This is a genomic window from Exiguobacterium sp. s16 (genome assembly GCF_018618115.1).
GTDB lineage: Bacteria > Bacillota > Bacilli > Exiguobacteriales > Exiguobacteriaceae > Exiguobacterium > Exiguobacterium mexicanum_A.
Genome location: NZ_JACSLM010000004.1, coordinates 141,695 through 164,397, shown reverse-complemented (window position 1 = coordinate 164,397; position 22,703 = coordinate 141,695). Strand labels below are relative to the sequence as shown.

Genomic DNA, 22,703 nt, shown 5'->3' with positions numbered 1-22,703 from the left:
CACACACACTTGGAGGTTACTACAAATGAAAGTATGTACAGTAGGTCTTGGGTATATTGGTTTGCCGACATCGGCAGTCTTCGCTAAATACGGCGTCGACGTCGTTGGGGTAGATATCTCTCAAAACGTCGTAGATAAATTGAACCGTGGCGAAATCCACATCGAAGAGCCAGGTCTTGGCGAAGTCGTAGCCGACGTCGTCGCAAAAGGTAAATTCCGTGCGTCACTCTCACCGGAGAAAGCGGACGCCTTCATCATCGCCGTACCGACACCAAACAATGATGACGAGCACAAGTCGTGCGACCTCACTTACGTTTTGGACGCGACACGTAAAGTCCTTCCATTCGTCGAGAAAGGCAACGTCATCATCGTCGAGTCGACAATCGCGCCACGTACGATGGACGATTTCGTCAAGCCGATCGTTGAAGAAGCTGGATTCGTCGTCGGCGAAGACATCTTCCTCGTTCACTGCCCAGAGCGTGTCCTTCCAGGACAAATCTTGCATGAGCTCGTGCACAACAACCGTATCGTCGGCGGCATCACGCCTGCCTGTGCGGAAGCTGGCGCACGCGTCTACGGCACATTCGTCGAAGGCGAGATCGTCAAGACGGATGCGAAGACGGCTGAAATGTCGAAACTCATGGAGAACACGTTCCGCGACGTCAACATCGCCCTCGCGAACGAACTCGCTAAAGTGTGTAACGACCTCGACATCAACGTCCTCGACGTCATCGAGATGGCGAACAAACACCCGCGCGTCAACTTGCATAGCCCAGGTCCTGGCGTCGGTGGTCACTGCCTCGCGGTCGACCCGTACTTCATCGTCGCGAAGTCACCTGACCTCGCTCAAATCATCAACTTGTCGCGTGAGACGAACGTCTCGATGCCAGCTTACGTGGCCGACAACGTCGAGAAGCTCGTTGCGGGCATCGAAGACGCGAAAGTTGCTGTCTTCGGCGTGACGTACAAAGGAAACGTCGACGACATGCGTGAAAGCCCAGCCGTCGACATCTGTGAGCTCTTGCTCGACCGCGGCGTGAACATCTCGGTTCATGACGGTCACGTCGAGAAGTCGACATCGAGCCGCTTCGACCTCGTATCGAAAGAAGAAGCGATTCAAGATGCGGACCTCGTCCTCGTCCTCGTCGACCACAACGAGTTCAAGACACTCGATTTCGCTGAACTTAGCGGAGCGATGCGTCGTCCGATGATCTTTGACACGCGCAACATCGTGAAGCCGGCTGGCGACGATGTGGCTGTCGTAAACTACGGCAACTTGTACAAATTTACAAAGGAAACGAATCTCGTACGTTGATTCAAGGTGAATTCACATGTTTAAATCCGCGAAAGCTATTCTTTCAGAACTGCAATCGAGTAAGTATCTGATCATGCGTCTCGCGACGTATGAGACGAAGAGCAACTATTCAATGCAGTACCTCGGATTTTTATGGGAATTCGTCACGCCATTGCTGCAAATCGCAGTCTATTGGTTTGTATTTGGATTTGGTATTCGAAGCGGCAGGCCGATTGATGGCGTGCCGTTTCTGCCATGGCTCGTTGCGGGGATTGTCGTCTGGTTCTTTATTGCCGCGGCAATCACTTCCACGGCTCGGTCTGTCTATTCGAAGATTGGGTTAGTTTCTAAGATGAGCTTTCCAATCTCAACGATTCCTGCGTACGTCCTGTTATCGTTGTTTTATCGCCATGCCATTTTAGTGGCGGTATCCTACGTGTTAATGTGGGCGTTCGGCTATCCGATGGGGCTGCATTCGCTTTGGTTCATTTACTTGGCGATCAGTGCTCTTGCCTTACTTTACTCGCTAGCGTTAATCACGTCCGCACTGACGACCATCGTGCGCGACTTACAAAACTTATTGCAATCGCTCATGCGAATGCTCATGTACTTGACGCCGATTTTTTGGGTTCCGACCGGCCGTCTCGCAGATATTCTTCAAGTCAACCCATTGTATTACTTGATTGAAGGCTATCGTTCGATGTTCCTCGGTACCGATTGGCTCGCGAACAACTGGGCGTATGGTCTCTACTACTGGGCGATCGTGCTCGTCCTCTTCTTTGTTGGTTCGATGATCCATATGCGCTTCCGTCGATATTTCATCGATTACATTTGAGGAGGCTATCATGTATCAAGTTAAATTTGAGAACGTGTCAAAACGTTATACGTTATACAACAAGCCGACCGACAAATTGAAGGAGATTTTCCTCAATAAAACGAACGGGAAGCAATTCTATGCGCTCCGGAACGTCACGTTTGAAGTGCCGCCGGGCGAAGTCGTCGGCATCATCGGCATCAACGGGTCAGGAAAATCGACGATGTCGAACCTGCTCGCGGATGTCATGCCGCCCACCCACGGTCAAATCCAGTTAAAAGGCAAGACGGCGCTCATCGCGATCTCGTCTGGCTTGAACGGGAACTTGAGCGGGATGGAGAATATCGAATTGAAAGGGCTCATGCTCGGGATGACGAAACAACAAATCGCCGAGCTGACGCCACAGATTGTCGAGTTCGCCGATATCGGTGACTTCATCTATCAACCCGTCAAGACATACTCGAGCGGGATGAAGTCGCGTCTCGGATTTGCGATTTCGATTAATATCGACCCTGATATCCTCGTCATCGATGAGGCGCTCTCGGTCGGTGACCAAACGTTCACCGACAAGTGTCTCACGAAGATGAACGAGTTCAAGGATCAAGGCAAGACGATTTTCTTCATCAGCCACTCCGTGTCACAAGTCCGGCAGTTCTGTACGCTCGGACTTTGGCTCGAGTTCGGCGAGGTCCGCGAATACGGACCGGTCGAAGAAGTCGCACGTGAATACAACAAGTTTTTAAGATGGTTCCGTAACTTATCGAAAGACCAACAAGACGCGTTTAAAGCGGATAAGTTGAAACGCCGGACAACCGTTGTCGAATCTACAGAGCTCGGCGAGACGTATATCTTGCCGCCGCTCACAGAAGAGGAGTTAGCGAATCGATGAAAAAAGTAATGACTGTCTTCGGGACACGCCCGGAAGCGATTAAAATGGCACCACTCGTCCTCGAGTTGAAGAAACGTGAAGGGGTCGAACCGATCGTCGTCGTCACGGCGCAACACCGTCAAATGCTCGACCAAGTGCTCGAGTTGTTTGAAATCAAGCCAGACTACGACTTGGATATCATGAAAGACAAACAAACGTTGTATGACGTGACGTCACGCGTGCTCAAAGGCATGGGTGAAGTCATCGCTGAAACGAAACCGGATATCGTCCTCGTCCATGGTGACACGACGACGACGTTCGCGGCATCGCTCGCGGCGTTCTATAACCAAGTCGCGGTCGGACACGTCGAAGCGGGTCTTCGCACGTACAACAAGTACTCACCGTTCCCGGAAGAGATGAACCGTCAGCTCACAGGCGTGATGGCCGACCTTCATTTCGCACCGACGGAAACGTCGAAAGAGAACTTGCTTCGTGAAAACAAACCGGAAGACAAGATTTTCGTCACGGGCAACACGGCCATCGACGCACTCAAAACGACGGTCCGTGAAGACTACACGAACGAGTTGCTCGACTCAATCCGTGAATCAGGCCGCCGTCTCGTCTTGCTCACGGCCCACCGTCGCGAGAACCTCGGCGAGCCGATGCGCAACATGTTCCGTGCCGTCCGTCGTTTGATCGAGAAGTATGATGATATCGAAGTCGTCTACCCGGTCCATATGAACCCGGTCGTCCGTGAACTCGCTAACGAGATTTTGCACGACATCGACCGTGTTCACTTGATCGAGCCGCTCGACGTCTTCGATTTCCACAACTATGCGTCAATCTCGCACTTGATCCTCACGGATTCAGGCGGCGTGCAAGAAGAAGCACCGTCACTCGGTGTTCCGGTCCTCGTCCTTCGTGATACGACGGAACGTCCGGAAGGCGTGGCCGCTGGTACGTTGAAACTCGCTGGTGTCGAGGAAGAAGTCATCTTCGGTCTCGCTGATGAGCTTCTTTCGGATGCAACGGCTTACGAGAAGATGTCGAAAGCCTCGAACCCTTACGGTGACGGGGAAGCGTCACGACGCATCGTCGACGCCATTTTGGCAACGGATTTCTAATAACTTAATGTAAAAGAATAAGAGTTGTCTCGTACATGCGTACGGCGACTCTTTTCTTATAAACGGAGGAAACGATATGGCAGTCAAACGAATTCGCCCTGCGATTTATCATTATTATCCGCGCGGCTTTCAAAAAGACCATTTACGGATGCGTGAAGAAGGGTATAAGACAGAAGTTACGTTCATGCCGGAGAGTGAGTCCGACTCGATTTATGTGCAACTGTTCGATTTGAAATTTGAAATCCCGCCGTCACAAATGTTTTTACCCGACGCCAAGATGGACCCTTGTAAGACAATTGGCCTCGATACACAGATTCACGTGCTCAGCGATGCGACCGTGAAGCTCGAGATGTATTTCATGCAATATAAAGATAAGGAACGTGTCTCGAACAAACGCTTCAAGTTGACGCTCAACCCGGGCGTCAACCAGATCGAGGAGTCGATTCCTCAAGTCGAAGGTGCGGAGTATTTCAAACTCTCTTACAAGTATGTGATTGAGACGACGGAGCCCCGGACCATTCGACTCGACGATTTATATCTCTCGTTTGAGGAGTAATCTTGTAGGAAGGGACTAACTCAGATGCTATTTAGTTCAACCGTCTTTTTATTCTATTTCTTGCCGATCGTCATCGGTTTGTACTTCATCTCGCCGCGTCCCGTCAAAAATATGATTTTGCTTGCCGCGAGTCTGTTTTTCTATGCATGGGGCGAACCGCGATTCGTCTTGATCATGCTCGCGTCGATTGTGATGAACTACGTCTTCGGACGGCTCGTCGATCGTGACCGACAACATGAAAAGAAAATCAAGTTATGGATGACGCTCATGGTGCTCGGGAACTTAGGGATGCTCGGGGTGTTCAAATATGCGAGCTTCTTCGTCGAGAACGTCAACAGCGTCCTCGGCTTCTCGCTGAACGACCCGGAAATCCCGCTCCCGCTCGGCATCTCGTTCTTCACGTTCCAAGCGATGAGTTATGTCATCGACGTGTACCGCAAAGACGGTCAAGTCCAGCGCAACATTTTCGACTTGGCACTTTACGTCTCGTTCTTCCCGCAATTGATTGCCGGACCGATCGTCCGCTATCAGACGGTCGCCGATGAAATTGTCGACCGGCGCGAGACGATTGATGACTTCGTGTCTGGGATTCAGCGCTTCGTCATCGGTCTCGGAAAGAAGATGATTTTAGCGAACAGTGCCGGCTACGTCGCCGACCAGATTTTCGGCATGCCGGCCGGCGAGATGTCGACGACACTCGCCTGGATCGGGGTCATCGCCTATTCGCTCCAAATTTACTTCGATTTCTCAGGTTATTCGGATATGGCCATCGGGCTAGGGCGCATGTTTGGGTTCCACTTCTTAGAGAACTTTAACTACCCGTATATCTCACGTTCCGTTTCGGAGTTTTGGCGCAGATGGCACATGTCTCTCGGAAGCTGGTTCCGAGACTACGTCTACATCCCGCTCGGCGGAAATCGCCAAGGCGAGTGGAAGACGTATCGTAACTTGGCCATCGTCTGGCTCTTGACCGGTGTATGGCACGGGGCGAGCTGGACGTTCATCGCCTGGGGTGTATACTATGGGGTATTCATCATGCTCGAACGTGCATTTCTTGGGAAATGGTTGAAAGCGATGCCGTCTTGGCTATCGCTATCGTTCACGCTGTTCGTCGTCATCATCGGTTGGGTGTTCTTCCGAGCCGACGATTTCCCATATGCGATCAGTTATTTACAGGCGATGTTCGGTCTTCACGGCGGTCCGCTATTCGACCAACAAGCGCTCTACTACTTGGTTCAATACGGTGTCGTCCTCACGATCGCCATCATAGGGGCAACGCCAATCCCGCGCATCGTCGTCGGGAAACTATTGAGCCAAGAACTCGATGAGACGAAATCGATGACGACTCGTCGCATCGTCGGACTCGTCCGTGTGACGGGCGTGACCGTGCTCTTCTTCTTATCGATTTCGTATATCGTGTCGAGCACGTTCAATCCATTTATCTACTTCCGCTTCTAAAGAGAAAGGAGCAATACGATGCAGAAGCCGTTAGATTCTCGAAAGCCTGGTCCACGCCCGATCAAAGAAAAACCGAAAGGGCTCGAAAAGTCCTGGTTCGCTGACTTTCTATTGCTCGGTGTGTTTCTAGGCGTACTTTTTCTCGGTCTGGCCACGTATTGGTTCGGTCAAGATCGGGAAGTGTCCGTGTTAGAAGGGCGTGAACTCGCACAACAACCGGAAGCATCGGTCAAGGCCGTGCGCGATGGCTCCTATATGGAAGCGTTTGAAACCTATTCGAGTGACCAAGTGTTCCAACGTGACCGTTGGATGGGGCTCCAGGCCGGTTTCCAAAAGAACGTTTTCCGACAACAAGTCAATAACGGGGTGCTCGCCCTCGATAATGATGTGCTCATCAGTCCGGACGAGCCGGTGCGCGGGTTTGACAACATGAAGCGCCTGTTCCCGGAATTCGGGGAGGCGATGCAAGAACAGGACGTCCCGGTCTACTTCGCCTCAGCTCCAAGTAAACCGGCTTTCGCCTCTAAAAATGAGTTGATTCCGGATTACGTCATGAGCGGGGACTTGGAGAGCCGCGGCAATCTACATGACGCGGTCGAAGGGGCCGAGTTCGAACTCATCGACCTCGGCGAGACAATCTTCAATCAACCGATGGAAGACATCTATTTCTACAATGACCACCATTGGAACGTCCACGGGGCTTTCCTTGGGTATCAACAAATCATCGAGCGGCTCCAAGAAGACTATAAGGATGTACCGAAACTTGAGGCGTCCGATATGGAGACGTACAAGATCGACCAACCGTACTTCGGCTCGCACGCCCGTGAAATCTCACTCCCGTACGTCGAGAGACTCGACTACTTGGAATGGTTGGAACCGAAAGATGGCTTCACGACCGAGGTCTGCCGGAACGGTGATGACTGCGGCCACTCTGTCATCGCCCGCGAAGAAGCCGAAGAGACGGCGCGGTTCTCTGACTTCTATAAAGTGTTCATGAAGGACAACTATGGACAGCTGCGCATCGAGCAGAAAGATCCAGTCAACGACTTGCACGTGCTCGTCTTGAAGGATTCGTACGCCAACCCGGTGCTCGGCTTCCTCGGTGAATCGTTCGGGACGGTGTCGGCTATTGACGTCCGCTACGCGGAAGGCAAAGTCGATATCACGGACTACGTCGAAGAGAACGATGTCGACCTCGTCTTGTTCATGCATAACGACCGCATCTCCGGGATGTCTGGGGATTACGAAGATTCGTTCTAAGCTGTATATCACACGAAATTGAGAAGGGATCAATCAAATGAGGATTCTGTTACCTGTATTTTTCCACTCGGCGATGGGTGGGCTGCACCTTCACATTTTAGCGTCGGTCCGCCATTTACGTAAACATGGACACGATATCACGGTCGTCTCGAAACCAGGTCCGTTTGCGGATGAGATTCGCTCGCTCGGCGGGACCGTCATCGAGACGGACTATACGAACGAGAATGTCAAAGACGTGATCGAGCAGTTGATTGAATTGCCGTTCGACGTCGTCTATGCCCACCCGTTCAACTCGCGCCAACTCGGTGTAGCGGTGGCGGAGGCAAAGAATATTCCGTTCGTGCTCGTCATTCATGGGATGTATCACGATGACATCGATCAGTACCATACGAGTATCTCAAAAGTCATTGCCGTGTCTGATAAGATCGCGGAGTATTTGGTGGAGCATTGTCCACAGATTGCCCCGAAAGTAGAAGTCATCTTGAACGGGGTATCGGATTTGTTCCAACCGAAAAAACCAGCGCGTAAGAAAGAACGTCTCGTCGGAATGTTCTCATCCCGCATTGACCCAGATAAGCTGTTTATTTTAGACGTCTTTTTAGACGGTTTGAAAGATGAGCGCGTCCAACAAATGCCGATTGATTGGTATGTGATTGGAGACGGGACTCAGCGCGAGAAGTACGAGGCTCGGTATAAAGAGACCGTTGAAGGGACGAACCAAAAAATCGAATGGCTCGGCTGGCTCAGTCAGGAAGAGCTTCCAGAGACGATGAGCGAAGCCGACTTTATTATCGCTCCAGGTCGAGCGGCACTAGAAGCCATGGCTGTCGGAAAGCCAACGATTGCCGTCGGCAGTAAAGGCTACCACGGCTTGATCACTCCAGAGTCATGGCGTGACGCTGCTAAAATTAACTTTGGCGGTATCGGGAAAAAGTATGACGGCTATAAGAGCGGCTCGATTGGTGATGAAATCAAGCGCCTACAGGACGAGTCGTACCGGGCTGAACTCTCGACATTCTCAGCCGAGTTGGTCGACCAAGAATTCCGAGACGTGGTCCCCCAAACTCGTCTGGAGCAATTGCTTCAAGAAGTGATCGCCGATGGCGGGCCTGCTGTCGAAGTGGAGGCGGTGTATCCGTACAGCCGTTACGAACAGCTCAACTATTACCGGGCGGCCCAGTTGTTAGAAGGGAAGCTCGATAAGAAAGAAGCGCTCCGTAAGCAAACGAAAGAAGAACGAGATCAAGCCCGTAAGAACACGAACCAAGTGAAACGTGACTTAATTGCGGCGAACCGTTCGAATCGTGACAAGGACAAGCAAGTGTCCACCCTTGAAACGACGGTGAAGCAACTTGAATCTGAGAAAGAAGGTTTGGCTAAAGAAATCGAGACGTTGAAGCAACAACTCGACAAAGCGAAATCACATCCGATTGGTAAGTTCTTTATGTGACTTGGCGGCTATAACGAAGGACCGGTGGAAATTCCATCGGTCCTTCGTTGTCCCTCGATTTTAAAAAGATTGCTATAATCATCCCGAGGCAGGTGAGAGAGATGGCACAAAGAAACGCTGACGGCACGTATCGCTACGTCCTCGTCCTCGGTGCAAAAGTGAACGGGATTCAACCGTCCCAGGCCTTGATGCACCGGATTGAAGCGGCGGCCGCATATGCGAACCTATATCCACACGTCGAGCTGATCGCCTCTGGCGGGCAAGGACCCGATGAAGGGATGGCGGAAGCGCGCGTCATTGCCCGGGAGTTGATGGCACGTGGCATTGATGCGGCGCGAATCCATATCGAGGCGGAGTCGACGTCGACGTATGAGAACTTTCTGTTCAGCCGTTCGATTTGGAGTGGAGAGTCTGGTCTGACCGTCGTCACGAACGACTTTCATGTGAGGCGGGCCCGGCTCGTCGGACGCCTGTACTTTGGGCTCTCGATCGACGCACTGTATGCGAGAACGCCGACGGCAACGAAATTGAAGTACGTCGTCCGTGAACAGTTGGCGTACGTGAAGCTGTTCATCAACTATATGCGCTGGAAATGGCGGCCATGACAAAAGGGACTTCGCGAAGAAGTCCCTTTTTCGTGTTATAACGTACCAATCATCATCCCACCGATGACGCCGACGATGACGAGCGCCCAAGGCGGCATCTTCCAATACGCGATCATGGCGAACAAGAAAGCAGCGAAGACGAAGTCGACCGCACCGTTCACCGTGCTCGTGAAGATCGGCTGATAGAAGGCGGCGATCAAAATCCCGACGACGGCAGCGTTGACACCGATGAGCGCACCGGCGACTTTCGGGTTGCGACGGAGTGCATCCCAAAACGGCAAGGCGCCGAGGATCAACAGGAACGCCGGCAAGAAGATGGCAAGCGTGGCGAGCAGACCTCCCGGCACGCCATTGATGACCGTCCCGAGATAAGACGCGAATGTGAAGAGCGGTCCCGGTACGGCTTGGGCGGCCCCGTAACCGGCGAGGAACGCCTCTTCACTTAAGAAACCGGCCGGTACGAGTTCACGCTCGAGCAGCGGCAAGACGACGTGGCCGCCGCCGAAGACGAGGGCCCCCGCGCGGTAAAAGCTATCGAACATGGCGACCGATTGACTCTCGATCGTCTCCCGTAAGATCGGCAAGATGACGAGGAGCGCCCCGAACAGGCCGAGGAGCGTCGCCCCGAGTCGTTTCGAGAGCGGGAACGAAGCCGACTTGACGTCGAGGTTTTGCGGTTTGAACAGCAAGAACCCGGCAAGTCCGGCGAGCAAGATGACGAGCACTTGGCTATAGGTCGTCTGCCATAACAGGACTCCGGCGAGTGCGAAGAACGCGATTGTCCGCGTCTTCGCGTCCGGCGTCAATTTACCGGCCATTCCGAGAATGGCGTGGGCGACGATGGCGACGGCGACGACTTTCAATCCATAAAGCCAGCCCGCGTCTGAGACGTCGAGTCCCGATACCAATAGGGCGAATAAGATGAGGGCAATGACGGACGGGGCCGTGAACCCGATGAACGACGTGATCCCGCCGAGGATGCCGCCACGGACGATACCGATGCCGATACCGACCTGGCTGCTCGCCGGACCCGGCAAGAACTGACAGAGGGCGACGAGGTCGGCATAGGCGCGTTCGTCCATCCATTTGCGACGGCGGACGTACTCCTCATGGAAATAGCCGAGGTGGGCGACCGGTCCGCCGAACGAGGTCAGGCCGAGCCGGGTTGATACGAATAAAATCTCAAGTAACGTTTTGAACGTTACGCGTTGGTTGGACATGTGCTTCACTCCTTAATTTCTTTGAATAGTTCATACGCTTTTTGACGGGCTTCCGCCAAGACGACGAGGCCTTTTTCGGTCGTCGTGTAATTCTTCCGGATATGACCCTCGACGAGCTCGTTCGTCCGGACGAGCAGACCGTCTTGTTCCATCGAGTGCAAAATCGGATAGAGCGTGCCGGCGCTGATCGAGTAGCCGTGCTCGCGGAGCTCCTCGACCATCCATGCTCCGTACACCGGGTGTTCAGAGGCGTGGTGCAAGATATGGATATGGATAAAACCGAGAAACAGTTTTCGAAGAACGCGGTCTTCCACGTGCATCATCTCCTTAAAATCGGTTTTCGATATCGGTTTTCGTAATCATACTAACAATCGAGATGGGGAGGTGCAAGCCGAGAGGTGTCATTTACAAAAACTTAATGTGCGCATATTGGTGAGAATCGATTCGGAAAATATAGGGAATTTGTAAGAAATGAGGTAAACTGAAAAGTAGAATTGAACGGAGGAGGGACCGACGTGGCAGACTTAGACCAGACCAAATTTCAATCCTTGTTGCGCCATATGCCCCAAGGCTACGTCGAGTTTAAAGTGCTCTACGATGAGGCGGGGGAGCCCGTCGATTACGAGTTTCATGAAGTGAACGAAGCGTTCGAGCGCATCATGAAAGCAAAGCGCGAACAGTTTCTCGGTGGACGGATCACCGACAAGTTGAAAGATTTTGAATACAGCGAACGGGAATGGATCGTCCAAGTCGCGCGGGCCGTCGGCAGTGGCGAAGCCATCACGTTCGAACATTTCTCACGTCGCAACAAGGCCTGGTATGAACTGTCTGTCTTTAGCGAGCGTCCGGGTCATGTGTCGACGCTGTTCCACGACATCACACCGCACGTCCAAGAGAACAATGCGCTGAAACAACTCGTCAACGTGTCGCACCGCTTCGTGACGACCGGACGAGAATTGTTGATGAACCAACATTTCCTCGACCAGATTCGAGGGTTCACCGGTGCCAAGGCCGTGACGCTCAATTTAGTCGACGATGATGGACAGACGTACTCGACCGTGGCGCTCTCGGGCATTGATGAACTGCTCGAGCGCAGTCTCGATGTGCTAGGCTTCCATCCGGTCGGCCGCAAATGGCCGATGAGCTCGAAACGATCCAAGTTACTCGAGGCACCGAGCCCAATCGTGTTCGACGACATTTTACCGCTCGTCGACGGGGTGTTGCCGAAACGACTGATCAAAAATATTTTACGGATTTTTGACCTTGGCCAAGTCGTCTTGTTTAAAATCGAGAAGGACGGTGTCTTTTACGGGGATTTGACGATTGTCATGCAAGGAAATAAAGAGGCGAGCCGCCTTGGGCTCGTCGAATTGTATATCGTGCACATCCTCGAACAGATGACGAAAGCGGACCGGCAAATCGGGGATGCAAAAGAGTCGATGTTCGAAGGGTTCGCGACCGTCGACTTGGAGTGCATCATGTCCCTGACCAATCATGAGATTTTCCATTTGAACGTGGCGTGGGAGCGTGTACTCGGGTTTCCGCTCGAAGAACTCGAGAACATGGACTTCACGAGCCTGATTCATCCCGATGACGTCGAGAAGACGAATGAAGCGTTCGCCTTGCTCGAAGAAGGGAAGGACATCTTCCGTTTCGTCAACCGATACCGGACGATCGATGGAGACTATCGATCAATCGAGTGGCATTCAAAAGTCCAAGGCAACTATATTTACGCCGTCGCCAAAGACGTGACGGAACGCGTCCAACTCGAGGAAGAACTCGCCGAGCGGGACCGATTGCTCACGAAGCTGTCCGATCAAGTGCCCGGTGCCATCTATCAGTTCGAGCGGCGCCCGGACGGCAGCTTCCACTTCCCATTCTTTAGCCGAGGATTCGAGGTGCTGACTGGTATTACGTTCGAGGAGATGAAACAAGACCCGGGTCTCGTGTTCTCAAAAATCCATCCCGAAGATTATCCGAACGTGATGGCGAGCATTGAGACGTCGTACGAGAACTTGACGATTTGGGATGCGGAGTTTCGTGTCCTGACGCCCGACGGCCGGACGACGTGGATTTTAGGATCGTCGCGTCCAGAGAAGCTTGATGAAGGGCACGTCCTTTGGCACGGCTATATCGGTGACGTGACCGAGAAGAAGAAATATGAGATGGAAATCGAGTATTTGAGTTATCACGACCAGTTGACCGGGGTGAAGAATCGCCGTTACTTCGATGAGGCGCTCATCACGTACGACGAGCCGGACTATTATCCGCTCGCCTTGATCGTCGTCGATGTCAATGGGTTGAAGCTGACGAACGACGCGTTCGGTCATCTCGTCGGGGATCGTTTGTTGATCGAGGCGACGATGACGCTCAAACGTGAAATTCGAGGGAAGGATACGGTCGCTCGAATCGGTGGGGATGAGTTTGTCATCATCATGCCGAATACGTCACTTGAAGAGGCGAACCGCTTGTCCGATCGCCTGAGCCAACTGTTCCTCGCCAAATCGATCGAAGGGCTGCCGATTTCGGCATCGTTCGGGGAAGCGGTAAAGGAAGATGACGCGCTCTCCATCGCGGAAGTGTTCAATTTGGCCGAGGACCGGATGTATCACCATAAAGTGTCTGAAAAACAAAGTCGGAGGCATTACTCGATTCAGCTCATCATGCGAACGCTTTATGAGAAAATCCCGCGAGAGGAAGCACATTCGCAACGCGTCGCCGAGCTGTCGCGGCAACTCGGACAGGCGATGGGCTTCACGAGTGCCGATGTGAACGAACTCGTCACGGCGGCGACACTGCATGATATCGGCAAGGTCGCGATCAGCAATGAGATTTTAGACAAGCCGGGCACGTTGACCGAGGCCGAATGGCGTGAAATCAAACGTCATCCCGAAGTGAGCTACAACATCTTGAGTACGGTGCCGGAGTATGGTCCACTGTCGGAAATCGTGCTCGCCCACCATGAACGATGGGACGGGAACGGTTATCCGAAAGGCATCAGCGGAAAGCAGATTCCGCTCGCGTCACGCATCATCTCGATTGCGGACACGTTCGACGTCATGATGACGGGACGCCCATACCGGAAAGCGAAGACGCTCGACGAAGCGCTCGCGGTCATCGCAGAAGAAGCAGGCCGACAGTTCGACCCCGAACTCGTCGAGGTGTTCTTCAAGAAAGTCGTGCCGACGTTGCAGAGGTGATTGAAGCATTATAAAAAGGAGAGCCGTCGCGGCTCTCCTTTTTCATGTGAGCGGCCGTTTCTTCAACGTCCAGGCGCTGAGGAGAAAGACAGCGAGCGCCATCCCGAGCATGATGAGGACGGATTGAAGTGGGAAATGGTCCTCGTACATTTGGGCGACCCCGTAATTGAACCAGTACGTCGGCAAGAAGCGTCCGACGACCTGGAGCGTATCAGGTAGCCATGTCAGACTGATGAAGGCGCCGCCGGTGATGGCAGCGGCCATCGTGACGGACGTCTGCCAAATGTTCGCTTTCTCCCGGTTCGTCGCCAGGATGGCGATGAGCGAACCGATGGCGAGACAGACGAATAAATAGACGATAAACAACAGCGTGAGGACAGGTAGGTGCGCGAGTATGTCCTGTCGATAGAGGACAGCGCTGAAGGCGAGCAACATGAGCACGTAGAGCAGCCCGACCGCGCAAAACGACACGAACAGCGAACCGATGTAACGCCGGGGCGTGACCGGGGCCGCAAATAAGCGCGAATAAATCTTCTCGTCCCGGTCGTCGGCGACGAACAACGGAATGAACTGAAGGAACGCCGACATCATGACGAACGACAAGAGGCCGAGGAACGCCTGCGTCCGCGCCGTCGTCGCCACGCTCTGTTGGAACGGCTCGCTCGAGAGGGTATAGCCGTTTTCCGTCTCACGTTCGGCGAGCTCGGTGAACCGTTCCTCGTCAAACTCACTTGCGATCAATAGTTGTCGCTCACGGGACAAGTGTGAATTGAGCGCTTGTTCAATCAACGCGGCATCACTCCCTTCGGTCGCACTGAACGACAATCGCGGCGTCTCGCCATCCAAGAGCGCCTCGGAGAATCCGTCCGGAATCACTAAGACGATATCTTGTCCTTGTAGCAACGCCTCGTCGGTCTCATCGGTCTCAAGCGGTGTCACCTCTCCGAACCGTCCCGCTTCTTCAATCACGCGACCGGCGAGTGTTCCGCCGTCGCGGTCGAGAATGCCAATCGAGGCGTTCAAGGCGGACGTCGAACTGAGGAACGACAGGATGAGGGCGAACCCGAACACGGAGACGAACGTGAACACCCATAGCCCTTTTTTCCGAAGCATACGCTTGGCGACATGTCTAAATAGCACCACGGCGGTTCACCCCTTTCCATAGCAGCAGGCTGATCCCGGCAAAGACGAACAGATGGATGGCGAGCCAACCGAGACTTTGCCAAAACACGGACGTGTCTCCGCCGCGCAAGAGCACCTGAAGCATCCCTTCCCGCATGAAAATCGGCATGAAGACGTACTTAGCCCACGGCACGACGCTCAGCGTCACTTGGTCGAAACCAGGGACATAGCCGCCAGAGAGAATCATGATGATGGCCACGAACCCGTTGACAATCGCGTCTTTCGTCGCGCGCGAGATACGGGGTAAGCTTGAGATGAAGAAACCAAACGCCGTACCGTATAAAGCGAGGGCGAGCCAAGATAGGAACAATAGACTGAAGTGAACGTAGTCGAGCGAGAAGCTGCGATACACGAAGTGACTGAACCAAAACACGAGCACAAGTTGCAGGAAGATGAGCGTGTATCGGCTCAAGCTGCGGGCCAGGCGATATTCGATTCGTTTGACGGGAGCGGCTTGGATCCGAAGATAGCTCCCCGTCATCGGTTGCTCCTCACTGAGCATGCCCGTGATGTAGAACGCACCGAACAGCGCTGTCATGATGGAAATCGTGACGGTGAAATATTCGAGTGACGTCGGGGTCCGACCCGACAAGTCGACGCTCTCACTGTCGATGAACGACTCAGGCGTAAACGGGGCGGAGACACCCGTCTCAGCGAGTGTGATTTGCTGATTGGCGACGTCCGTATATTGCCGGAGCACGGCCTCGAGCACATCGAACTCGATCGTCGACGGTTCCTCGTACAGTAAGCGCACGTCAGGACCGTCCAAGTGGAGAATGACGTCGGCATCACCGTCATTCACGCCGGTCTCGGCCGCGGCCAGACTGTCATACGGGACGAGACGGATAAACTCTTTTATGTCATCGTCGGCGAGGAACGTCTCGAGCGGTACTCGATAGTCGTCGGTCGACTGTTCGACGTAGGCGACGTCCGTGACCGGGAGCGAGAAGTTGCTGTTGAAGATGGCCGACAACATCGTGCCGAGTCCGAAGATGAGAATGATTGGGAAGATGAGCATCCAAAAGATGGTCGAGCGATCACGCAGTTGCTGTTTGACATCGTATTTGATGAACGTCCATAGTTTCATCGGACTCACTCCCTAAGTGTCTTGCCGGTCAGAGCCAGAAAGACGGTATTCAAGGACGGACGGTCGACGGTGATTGAGGTGAAACGGACCCGTTCGTCATGGAGCACGTCAAGGAGCGGGGCGAGCGGGGTGTCTTTCTCGAGCGACACTTCGAGGAACGGTTCCTCGTAATCGACTTTCTTCACTCGCTCGAGCGATTCGAGACGTTCGAGGAGGCCTGGGGTGAGAGCGTCGACTTTGATGCGGGCCGTCTCGAGCGTCATGACTTGGTCTTTCAGTTCGTCTTGCGTCCCTTCGGCGATAATCCGCCCTTCATCGACGATGGCCACGCGGTCGCAGAGCATTTCGACTTCTTCCATGTAGTGGGACGTGTAGATGATCGTCGCCCCGCGTCGATTCAACTCGCGGATGTTCTCGAGGATGGTGTTGCGCGACTGTGGATCGATGGCGACGGTCGGTTCATCCATGAAGATGAGTTCGGGCTCGTGCACGATGCCGCAGGCGATGTTGAGACGACGAAGGAGCCCCCCGGACAGTTCCGGCGGACGTTTCTTTTGATGCGCGGTGAGTTCGACGAAGTCGAGGGCAGCCTCGGTCTTTTGTTTCGCTTCAGACGGCTTGAAGCCATATAGCTCAGCGAAAAATTGGATGTTTTCAAAGACGGTCAGCTGATCGTACACGGAGACGTGCTGCGGGACGATGCCGACGCGCCGTTTGATCGTCAGTTCGTCCTTCGGCATCGCGTGGTCGAAGATTTTGATTGAACCGCTGTCGGCCGGATATAGGTTGAGCATGACCGAGATGGCGGTCGTCTTGCCGGCCCCGTTCGGTCCGAGCAGGCCGAACAGTTCGCCGGCCTCGACGTGAAGTGAAAAATCATTCAAGGCAATCGTCTCACCGAACCGTTTTGTGACGTGATCGAGGGCGATGATGGACACGTGGACGCAACTCCTTTCAACTCCAGAACGTGAAATAGCGTACAAGGTTTTGTTCCCGTTTGCAGGAACTTCCGAACCCGTTGCCGAATGAAATATAATAGTCTAATTATTCAGACAATTAATGGAAGTCGAAGTGGGGGATCGCGATGAAAAAGTGGCAGTTCAATAAAGAAGAGTCGAGTGAGAAGTTTCCGGACGAGATGGCGTGGGCGTTGTTTTGTACGGTCGAGCCGAAACGGATGGACACGACACTCCCGTTTTATTACGACGAGTCGGTGTTCCGTTTCTCGAACGGGGCAGAGTCGTTCTACTTCAAAATCTCACCAAGTTATCACGAGTTCGAGGTGAACGTGAAAGACGCGACGGGGGAGTTGCTCTATTATCAGCTCCTCCGCACGGTCGGGAAAGTCGAGGTGCTTGAGGATCGGCGCGACCACGGCGAGCTGTTGATCGTCATGAACGAGGATCGGAACCGCACGGTGACGACGATCGAGCTGACCGTTCGACCGCGTTTCCGGGTGCTCGTCAAAGAGCATTATGTTTGAGTTTTTCTCACAGTGGTACATGAATTAGACATGATATCACGAGGAGGAGATTCACATGAAAGACGGACTTAACAAAAAAGTCGATGGCTTAATCGATAAGGCGGCAGGCAAAGCGAAAGAAGCGGTCGGCAAAGCGTCGGACAATCAATCGCTCAAACGTGAAGGACAAAAAGACCAGGTGAAAGGGACGGCCAAAGAGAAGACGGGCCAGGCCCAACAAAACCTTGAAAGCCTGAAAGACGAACGCCGCTAAAAAAACCGGGAAATCGCGATCAATGCGACTTCCCGGTTTTTCATTTCGTCAAAAAGACTTGGACGTGAATCGTCGACCCTTGTGCGTTCTTGGCGGCGCCGACACCGAGGTGGGTGAAGTTTCCGTTCAAGATGTTGGCGCGATGACCTGTCGAGTTCATCCAGGCACTGACGGCTTGCGTGGGGTCGCTCGATCCCATGTAGATGTTCTCACCCCAACTGCGATAGCTGACGTTGTAGGCGTCGAGCGTATTCCCTGGGCTTCCGTTCTCACGGAGCTGGTGCGAGAACTGTCCCGTCCGTGCCATCTCGTCGGCCCGGACTTGGGCGACGCGGTTCGCCTCGCTCGACGCGGAGAGCGCTGACAAACCGGCCGCCTGGCGCTCTTCATTCGTCTCGGCCAAGACCCCGCTCGCCGGTGCTCTAAACGTGATGTGCTTCGCTAAGATATAACCCGTCTTCGTCCCGACGCGTACTTTATACCAGCGCGTCGTGCCCGTGTACCGATACGAGATCGTCTCGAGCTTCATCCCTTGGCGGAGGAACACGACGTTCGGCGAGGTCGTGAGCGGACGCGACTTCAAGTAGACGCTCGACGGGGCGACGTACGTTGTCTTCGTGAACGCGACTTCGGCTGTCGATAGCTTGACGTATGCGGCCGGAACGTATGCGTAACCTGTGCCCCATTGGATTTTGTACCATCGGGCCCCGTTCGTCGTGAACGACGTCCGGACCATCATCGTGCCGTTCCGATCAAGTTTACCTAAACTTGTCGCTGAGCTTGATGGTGTTTTCCGGACGTTGATTTGACTGATTCCCGTGACGGAACCTTTCGTATTGACGGCCGTCTCACGATAAGACGCCTCGACCGTCGTCGGATTGACGGTGAGCGGTATCGGCGGGGTAAATGTGAACGCAGTCGCCAAGGCGGCAGCGAGCAAGACTGAGGCAGGTTTTTTCAAAATGGGAAGCTCCTTTTTCGATAATATAACCATATAATATATTGAATAGGGCGATGATGGGTATTACCATTTGATTACAAAAAGAGGCAGACTCCGTTGAGCCTGCCTAGTTGTCATTTGTACAGCAAATACTCTTTCCGAATCGGCAAGAACGCATCGCGCTCGGCGTCGACTTTGTCCATGATCGCCTCGAGCGACTCACCGGCGAGGATCATGTCTTTCACGTAGGCGTTCCCAGTCAGTTTCGTGATGAAGTCGTTGGCGAGGAACTCGAAGTCGTCCGGATACAGGTCGTGCGCCGTCTTGACCATGGCGATGCCGGTCTTGACCGCTTCAAACTTCGATGGCTCGGTGACATACACTTCGACGCCGTGCGACAGTTTGCCCGCGTTCTTCGAGAACGTCGGCGTGAACGAGGCAGCGCGGAACGTAACGCCCGGAAGCTCGAGTTCGTTCAACGTCTTGGCGTAGTCATGCGCCTTCACGTAAGGGGCACCAATCAACTGGAACGGCTTCGTCGTGCCGCGTCCTTCCGAAAAGTTCGTCCCTTCGAACAAACCGGTCGCCGGATAGACGTTGACCGTATCCGTCGTCGGCATATTCGGGGACGGCATGACGAACGGAAGTCCCGTATCTTCATATAGCATCGAGCGCTTCCAGCCCTTCATCTTGACGACTTCGAGGTCGGCCTGAAGCTGATATTCTTTGTTGAACAAGCGTGCCAGCTCACCGACGGTCATGCCGTGCTTGAGTGGAATCGGATAGAGGCCGATGAAGCTCGAATAGGCCGGGTCGAGCACCGGTCCTTCGACGCGGAGCCCGCCTTGCGGGTTCGGCCGGTCAAGGACGACGAACGGGATGTCATTCTCGGCCGCGGCTTCCATCGCATACGCCATCGTGTAGATGTACGTGTAGAAGCGGGTGCCGACGTCTTGAATGTCAAAGACGAGCACATCGACGTCTTTGAGCATCTCGGCCGTCGGTTTCTTCGTCGCGCCGTACAGGCTATACACCGGAAGCCCCGTCACTTCATCGATGTATGAGCTGATCGTCGATCCGGCTTGTGCATCACCGCGGACGCCGTGCTCCGGTCCGTACAGTGCCGTCAGTTCGAAATCATCGGAGTTGTGGAACAAGTCGACGATGCTCGTCATGTTGGCATCGACCCCGGTCGGATTCGTGATCAGTCCGACTCGTTTACCCGCCAAGATTTCAGGATTGTCCATCAACCGGTCGACCCCGAGCTCGACTTTCGGCTTTTTCGGGACAGACTTGGCATCGGCATCGAGCAATACGACTGATGACGTGACGAGCGTGAGGGCGGCGAGACCGCCAATCCATTTCTTCATAACAGTTCCTCCTCTAAAATGTAAGCGCTTCACTACTTACTCGAAAGTGTACCATTTTGTATTTTTAATTCAATGATATGTAACATAAATAGGAAATTATATTTCTTAATTTGATTCATTGTACCTAAAAAGCCATCGGAATTTTCCGATGGCTTTCACATGATGCTTGCAACTCAAGATGAACGGCTGATGAATAAGAGCCGTCTCGAGGCGATGAACAACGTGGCGGCGATTAATAAGATGCCGCTGACAATCGGCCAAACGAGTAAGCTCTCGCCCATGAGCACTTCGGCCGATAACGAGCCGAGCCGCCATGGCATCCAATCCCATTCGAGCCAGCCGAGGAGGAGCGACATGATGAAGTGGAGACCGAGCGTGATGACGAGGGCGACGAGTCCGCTCTCGAGCAACGCCGCAAGCATGAAGAAAATCGACAGCTGGACGACGAAATGGAGCATGAGCAGTCCGGTCGCGAGCAAGAAGTCGGTGACATCGAACGAATCGAACAAGACGATCGTGTAGTAGGCGGCACTCAGTTGGGCAAGTCCGATCGCGACGACGGCGAGTAGCGAGTAATGTCCCCATTTGCTGAGGACGATTCGCGTGGCTGGGATTTTCAGTGATTTGAGCCAGGCGAGCGTTCCGAGCGACCGTTCGTGGCTGAACGTATGCATGGCGGACAAGAGGACGACGAGCAGTCCGATTTGCCGCAACTGTTCGCTCGCCGACATGAGCACTTCTTCCGGTGACGGGGTCGGGATCTCGATGACCGCACCGTCCGGCAAGTTGCCGCCCGAGGCCAAGATGTCCGGGAGGAAATAGAGCGTGAGCGGTTGCATCGCCGCAAGCAACATCAAGGCGATCGGTACCCAAATCATCCGTTTATTGCGCCATGACTCTTTCCACTCTTGTTTGAAGATGGCCAGTTTCATCAGGCGTTCACCTCCAAAAAGAGTGACTCGAGCGATGGATGCCCGACATGGAGCGATTGGAGTCTTAGACCGCGCTCCAGCAGCAGCTGCAGCATCGCTCGTTCCGTCACGTCTTTCGCGTCCGTCTCCAGTTCCCATGTCGTCCCGGAGCGGGTGACGTGACTGACACCGGGGAGCGTCCGCCATTCCTCTTCCGTCAAGACGTCGTTGAACAGACGGACTTGGATCGAGGACTTCGAACCGAGCAAATCGGTCACCGTCCCTTCCATGAGCAGGCGCCCTTGCCGGAGCAGGAGCACCCAGTCACTCGCTTCCTCGGCGTCAGGGAGCACGTGCGTCGAATAGAGAATCATCCGCTCCCGCTTCAAGTCGCTTAAGAGATCGAGCACTTCCCGGCGGCCGCGCGGGTCGAGCGCCGAGACGGGCTCATCGAGCAGTAACAACTCCGGGTCATGTACGAGTGCCTGAGCGATGCCGAGCCGTTGCCGCATGCCACCGGACAAGTGCGCTGCTGGCCGATCGACGGGCTCGAGTCCGACCCGTTTCAGCAGATTGACCGGATCGACACCCGTTACCCCGGTCAATTCGGCCGCATAACGGATCGTCTCGACCGGGGTGAGCGATGGATAGAGCGCTGGCCGCTGCGGCAAATAACCGATGCGAATGGCGTCGTGGCCGACGATTTGACCCGACGTCGGTGTCGTCACGCGGGCGATCATGTTGAGCAATGTCGTCTTTCCGGCCCCGTTCTCACCGAGGAGCGACGTGCAACCCGGTCGGAGCGAGAAGCTGACGTCGTCGAGCGCGGTGAACGTGCCGAATCGTTTCGTCAGTTTGGTGACGTTCATCGCTTCGTCCGTCCCCATAAGAAGTAGACGATCGGGCCGAGGATGTTGATGAACAGGATGACGAGAAGCCACACCCATTTCGGTCCGTTCGTTTCTTGTCGCTTCAGTAAATCGATCAAGGCGACGACGAGCAAGATGAGTTGTAGGATGAGGAGCGGCAATAAAATGAGCAATAAATTTGAGTCGTTGGCAATATCCAAGTATGTTCCTCCTTCATAAATGAGTTCACTATCCCATTCCACATCTAGTACTTATTTCCTGTATGGAACAGAAAAAAAGCCCTTTCTCCGCAAAGAAAGGGTGACCATCATTTGACGATGATGACCGGGGCGAGAGCGCGTTTGGCAAGCTTATGACTGACGCTGCCAAGCACGAACTCTTGGAACGTGTTCAGTCCGCGTGAACCGACGACGACGTACTCGTACGGCTGATGGTTCGCGTATTTGACGAGCTCGACGTCGGGTTCGCCGCGAAGTTCGATATATTCATATTCGAGCCCGGCTGCAACGATTTGATCGAAGAGCGGTTGTAACATCAATTTTCGCTTCGCTTCGAGATCGAGTTTTCCGGTCGAGTTGAGCGCGGCTTCTTTCGATTCTTTGGCACTGACGACATGGACGATGTCGATCGATGCGTCTGATGCTTTGGCGAGCTGGATCGCTTTCTCAAGCGCCCGCTTCGAGTGGGCAGACCCGTCTGCCGCTAAAAATACCTTTCCCATTGAAACGTCCTCCTCTTTCACACAATCTATTTTTAGTA

At 53.8% G+C, this 22,703-nt stretch carries 22 protein-coding genes and 1 pseudogene; 12 read left to right on the top strand and 11 right to left on the bottom strand.

The annotated features are described in order from the left end of the window. The first annotated feature begins 25 nt into the window (after window positions 1-25). The 9 genes and pseudogenes from KNP86_RS09715 to KNP86_RS09675 all read left to right on the top strand — a co-directional run bounded on the left by KNP86_RS09715 (window position 26) and on the right by KNP86_RS09675 (window position 9,429). Window positions 26-1,315, top strand: coding sequence for a nucleotide sugar dehydrogenase (locus KNP86_RS09715; protein WP_214754072.1), 1,290 nt, complete (start codon window positions 26-28; stop codon window positions 1,313-1,315). Between the two features lie 16 nt (window positions 1,316-1,331). Continuing rightward, a complete protein-coding gene (locus tag KNP86_RS09710) occupies window positions 1,332-2,129 on the top strand; it encodes an ABC transporter permease (RefSeq protein WP_034778846.1) in 798 nt (265 codons plus the stop codon). 7 nt (window positions 2,130-2,136) lie between these two features. Continuing rightward, window positions 2,137-2,913, top strand: a pseudogene (gene tagH / locus KNP86_RS09705) (teichoic acids export ABC transporter ATP-binding subunit TagH); the annotation flags it as partial. A gap of 80 nt (window positions 2,914-2,993) precedes the next feature. Beyond that, the gene (wecB, locus tag KNP86_RS09700; protein ID WP_034778842.1) at window positions 2,994-4,100 is read left to right on the top strand and encodes a non-hydrolyzing UDP-N-acetylglucosamine 2-epimerase; all 1,107 of its coding nucleotides are present in this window, start codon (window positions 2,994-2,996) and stop codon (window positions 4,098-4,100) included. Between the two features lie 76 nt (window positions 4,101-4,176). After that, window positions 4,177-4,656, top strand: a complete 480-nt coding sequence (locus tag KNP86_RS09695) for a hypothetical protein (RefSeq protein WP_034778840.1) — start codon at window positions 4,177-4,179, stop codon at window positions 4,654-4,656. Between the two features lie 24 nt (window positions 4,657-4,680). Continuing rightward, a complete protein-coding gene (locus KNP86_RS09690; RefSeq protein ID WP_034778837.1) occupies window positions 4,681-6,114 on the top strand; it encodes an MBOAT family O-acyltransferase in 1,434 nt (477 codons plus the stop codon). Between the two features lie 18 nt (window positions 6,115-6,132). Continuing rightward, complete coding sequence (locus tag KNP86_RS09685) at window positions 6,133-7,374, top strand: DHHW family protein (protein WP_214754062.1); 1,242 nt, start codon at window positions 6,133-6,135, stop codon at window positions 7,372-7,374. A gap of 37 nt (window positions 7,375-7,411) precedes the next feature. Continuing rightward, window positions 7,412-8,824 (top strand): glycosyltransferase, encoded by a 1,413-nt coding sequence (locus tag KNP86_RS09680; RefSeq protein ID WP_034778835.1) that lies wholly within the window; start codon window positions 7,412-7,414, stop codon window positions 8,822-8,824. A gap of 101 nt (window positions 8,825-8,925) precedes the next feature. Beyond that, a complete protein-coding gene (locus KNP86_RS09675) occupies window positions 8,926-9,429 on the top strand; it encodes a YdcF family protein (protein ID WP_214754060.1) in 504 nt (167 codons plus the stop codon). Window positions 9,430-9,464: 35 nt separating this feature from the next. Here KNP86_RS09675 and chrA read toward each other — a convergent pair whose 3' ends face one another. Then, window positions 9,465-10,649: a chromate efflux transporter gene (gene chrA, locus KNP86_RS09670; RefSeq protein WP_214754058.1), complete on the bottom strand. Its 1,185-nt coding sequence runs from the start codon at window positions 10,647-10,649 to the stop codon at window positions 9,465-9,467. Window positions 10,650-10,654: 5 nt separating this feature from the next. Further along, window positions 10,655-10,963, bottom strand: a complete 309-nt coding sequence (locus tag KNP86_RS09665) for a PadR family transcriptional regulator (protein WP_058764359.1) — start codon at window positions 10,961-10,963, stop codon at window positions 10,655-10,657. Between the two features lie 201 nt (window positions 10,964-11,164). Between KNP86_RS09665 and KNP86_RS09660 the strand changes: the two genes are divergently transcribed. Further along, window positions 11,165-13,849 carry an HD domain-containing phosphohydrolase gene (locus tag KNP86_RS09660; protein ID WP_353048168.1) on the top strand — a complete coding sequence of 895 codons (2,685 nt, stop codon included), beginning with the start codon at window positions 11,165-11,167 and terminating at the stop codon, window positions 13,847-13,849. 42 nt (window positions 13,850-13,891) lie between these two features. Here the strand turns inward: KNP86_RS09660 and KNP86_RS09655 are convergent, their stop codons facing one another. The 3 genes from KNP86_RS09655 to KNP86_RS09645 are packed head-to-tail and all read right to left on the bottom strand — an operon-like array spanning window position 13,892 to window position 17,056. Continuing rightward, the gene (locus KNP86_RS09655; RefSeq protein WP_214754056.1) at window positions 13,892-14,992 is read right to left on the bottom strand and encodes an ABC transporter permease; all 1,101 of its coding nucleotides are present in this window, start codon (window positions 14,990-14,992) and stop codon (window positions 13,892-13,894) included. Continuing rightward, on the bottom strand, window positions 14,979-16,118 hold the full coding sequence (locus KNP86_RS09650) for an ABC transporter permease (protein WP_251130486.1): 1,140 nt from the start codon (window positions 16,116-16,118) through the stop codon (window positions 14,979-14,981). The genes KNP86_RS09655 and KNP86_RS09650 overlap by 14 nt, the downstream gene beginning before the upstream one ends. A gap of 5 nt (window positions 16,119-16,123) precedes the next feature. Continuing rightward, window positions 16,124-17,056: an ABC transporter ATP-binding protein gene (locus KNP86_RS09645; RefSeq protein ID WP_034778822.1), complete on the bottom strand. Its 933-nt coding sequence runs from the start codon at window positions 17,054-17,056 to the stop codon at window positions 16,124-16,126. A gap of 146 nt (window positions 17,057-17,202) precedes the next feature. On the opposite strand from KNP86_RS09645, the gene KNP86_RS09640 reads away from it, so the two are divergent. After that, on the top strand, window positions 17,203-17,601 hold the full coding sequence (locus tag KNP86_RS09640; RefSeq protein ID WP_058764353.1) for a hypothetical protein: 399 nt from the start codon (window positions 17,203-17,205) through the stop codon (window positions 17,599-17,601). Window positions 17,602-17,656: 55 nt separating this feature from the next. Beyond that, window positions 17,657-17,854 carry a CsbD family protein gene (locus KNP86_RS09635; protein WP_034778818.1) on the top strand — a complete coding sequence of 66 codons (198 nt, stop codon included), beginning with the start codon at window positions 17,657-17,659 and terminating at the stop codon, window positions 17,852-17,854. 40 nt (window positions 17,855-17,894) lie between these two features. On the opposite strand, the gene KNP86_RS09630 is transcribed toward KNP86_RS09635, so the two are convergent. From KNP86_RS09630 to KNP86_RS09605, 6 genes are all read right to left on the bottom strand, one after another. After that, complete coding sequence (locus tag KNP86_RS09630; protein WP_214754052.1) at window positions 17,895-18,815, bottom strand: CAP domain-containing protein; 921 nt, start codon at window positions 18,813-18,815, stop codon at window positions 17,895-17,897. 113 nt (window positions 18,816-18,928) lie between these two features. Further along, entirely contained in the window at window positions 18,929-20,164 is a 1,236-nt protein-coding gene (locus KNP86_RS09625) for an exo-beta-N-acetylmuramidase NamZ family protein (protein ID WP_214754050.1), read from the bottom strand. Window positions 20,165-20,337: 173 nt separating this feature from the next. Next, window positions 20,338-21,096: an ABC transporter permease gene (locus tag KNP86_RS09620; RefSeq protein ID WP_214754048.1), complete on the bottom strand. Its 759-nt coding sequence runs from the start codon at window positions 21,094-21,096 to the stop codon at window positions 20,338-20,340. Further along, entirely contained in the window at window positions 21,096-21,944 is an 849-nt protein-coding gene (locus tag KNP86_RS09615) for an ABC transporter ATP-binding protein (RefSeq protein WP_214754046.1), read from the bottom strand. The genes KNP86_RS09620 and KNP86_RS09615 overlap by 1 nt, the downstream gene beginning before the upstream one ends. Further along, complete coding sequence (locus KNP86_RS09610) at window positions 21,941-22,144, bottom strand: PLD nuclease N-terminal domain-containing protein (RefSeq protein WP_082665716.1); 204 nt, start codon at window positions 22,142-22,144, stop codon at window positions 21,941-21,943. The genes KNP86_RS09615 and KNP86_RS09610 overlap by 4 nt, the downstream gene beginning before the upstream one ends. Window positions 22,145-22,251: 107 nt before the next feature. Beyond that, window positions 22,252-22,665: a universal stress protein gene (locus KNP86_RS09605; protein WP_034778808.1), complete on the bottom strand. Its 414-nt coding sequence runs from the start codon at window positions 22,663-22,665 to the stop codon at window positions 22,252-22,254. Between the last annotated feature and the right edge of the window lie 38 nt (window positions 22,666-22,703).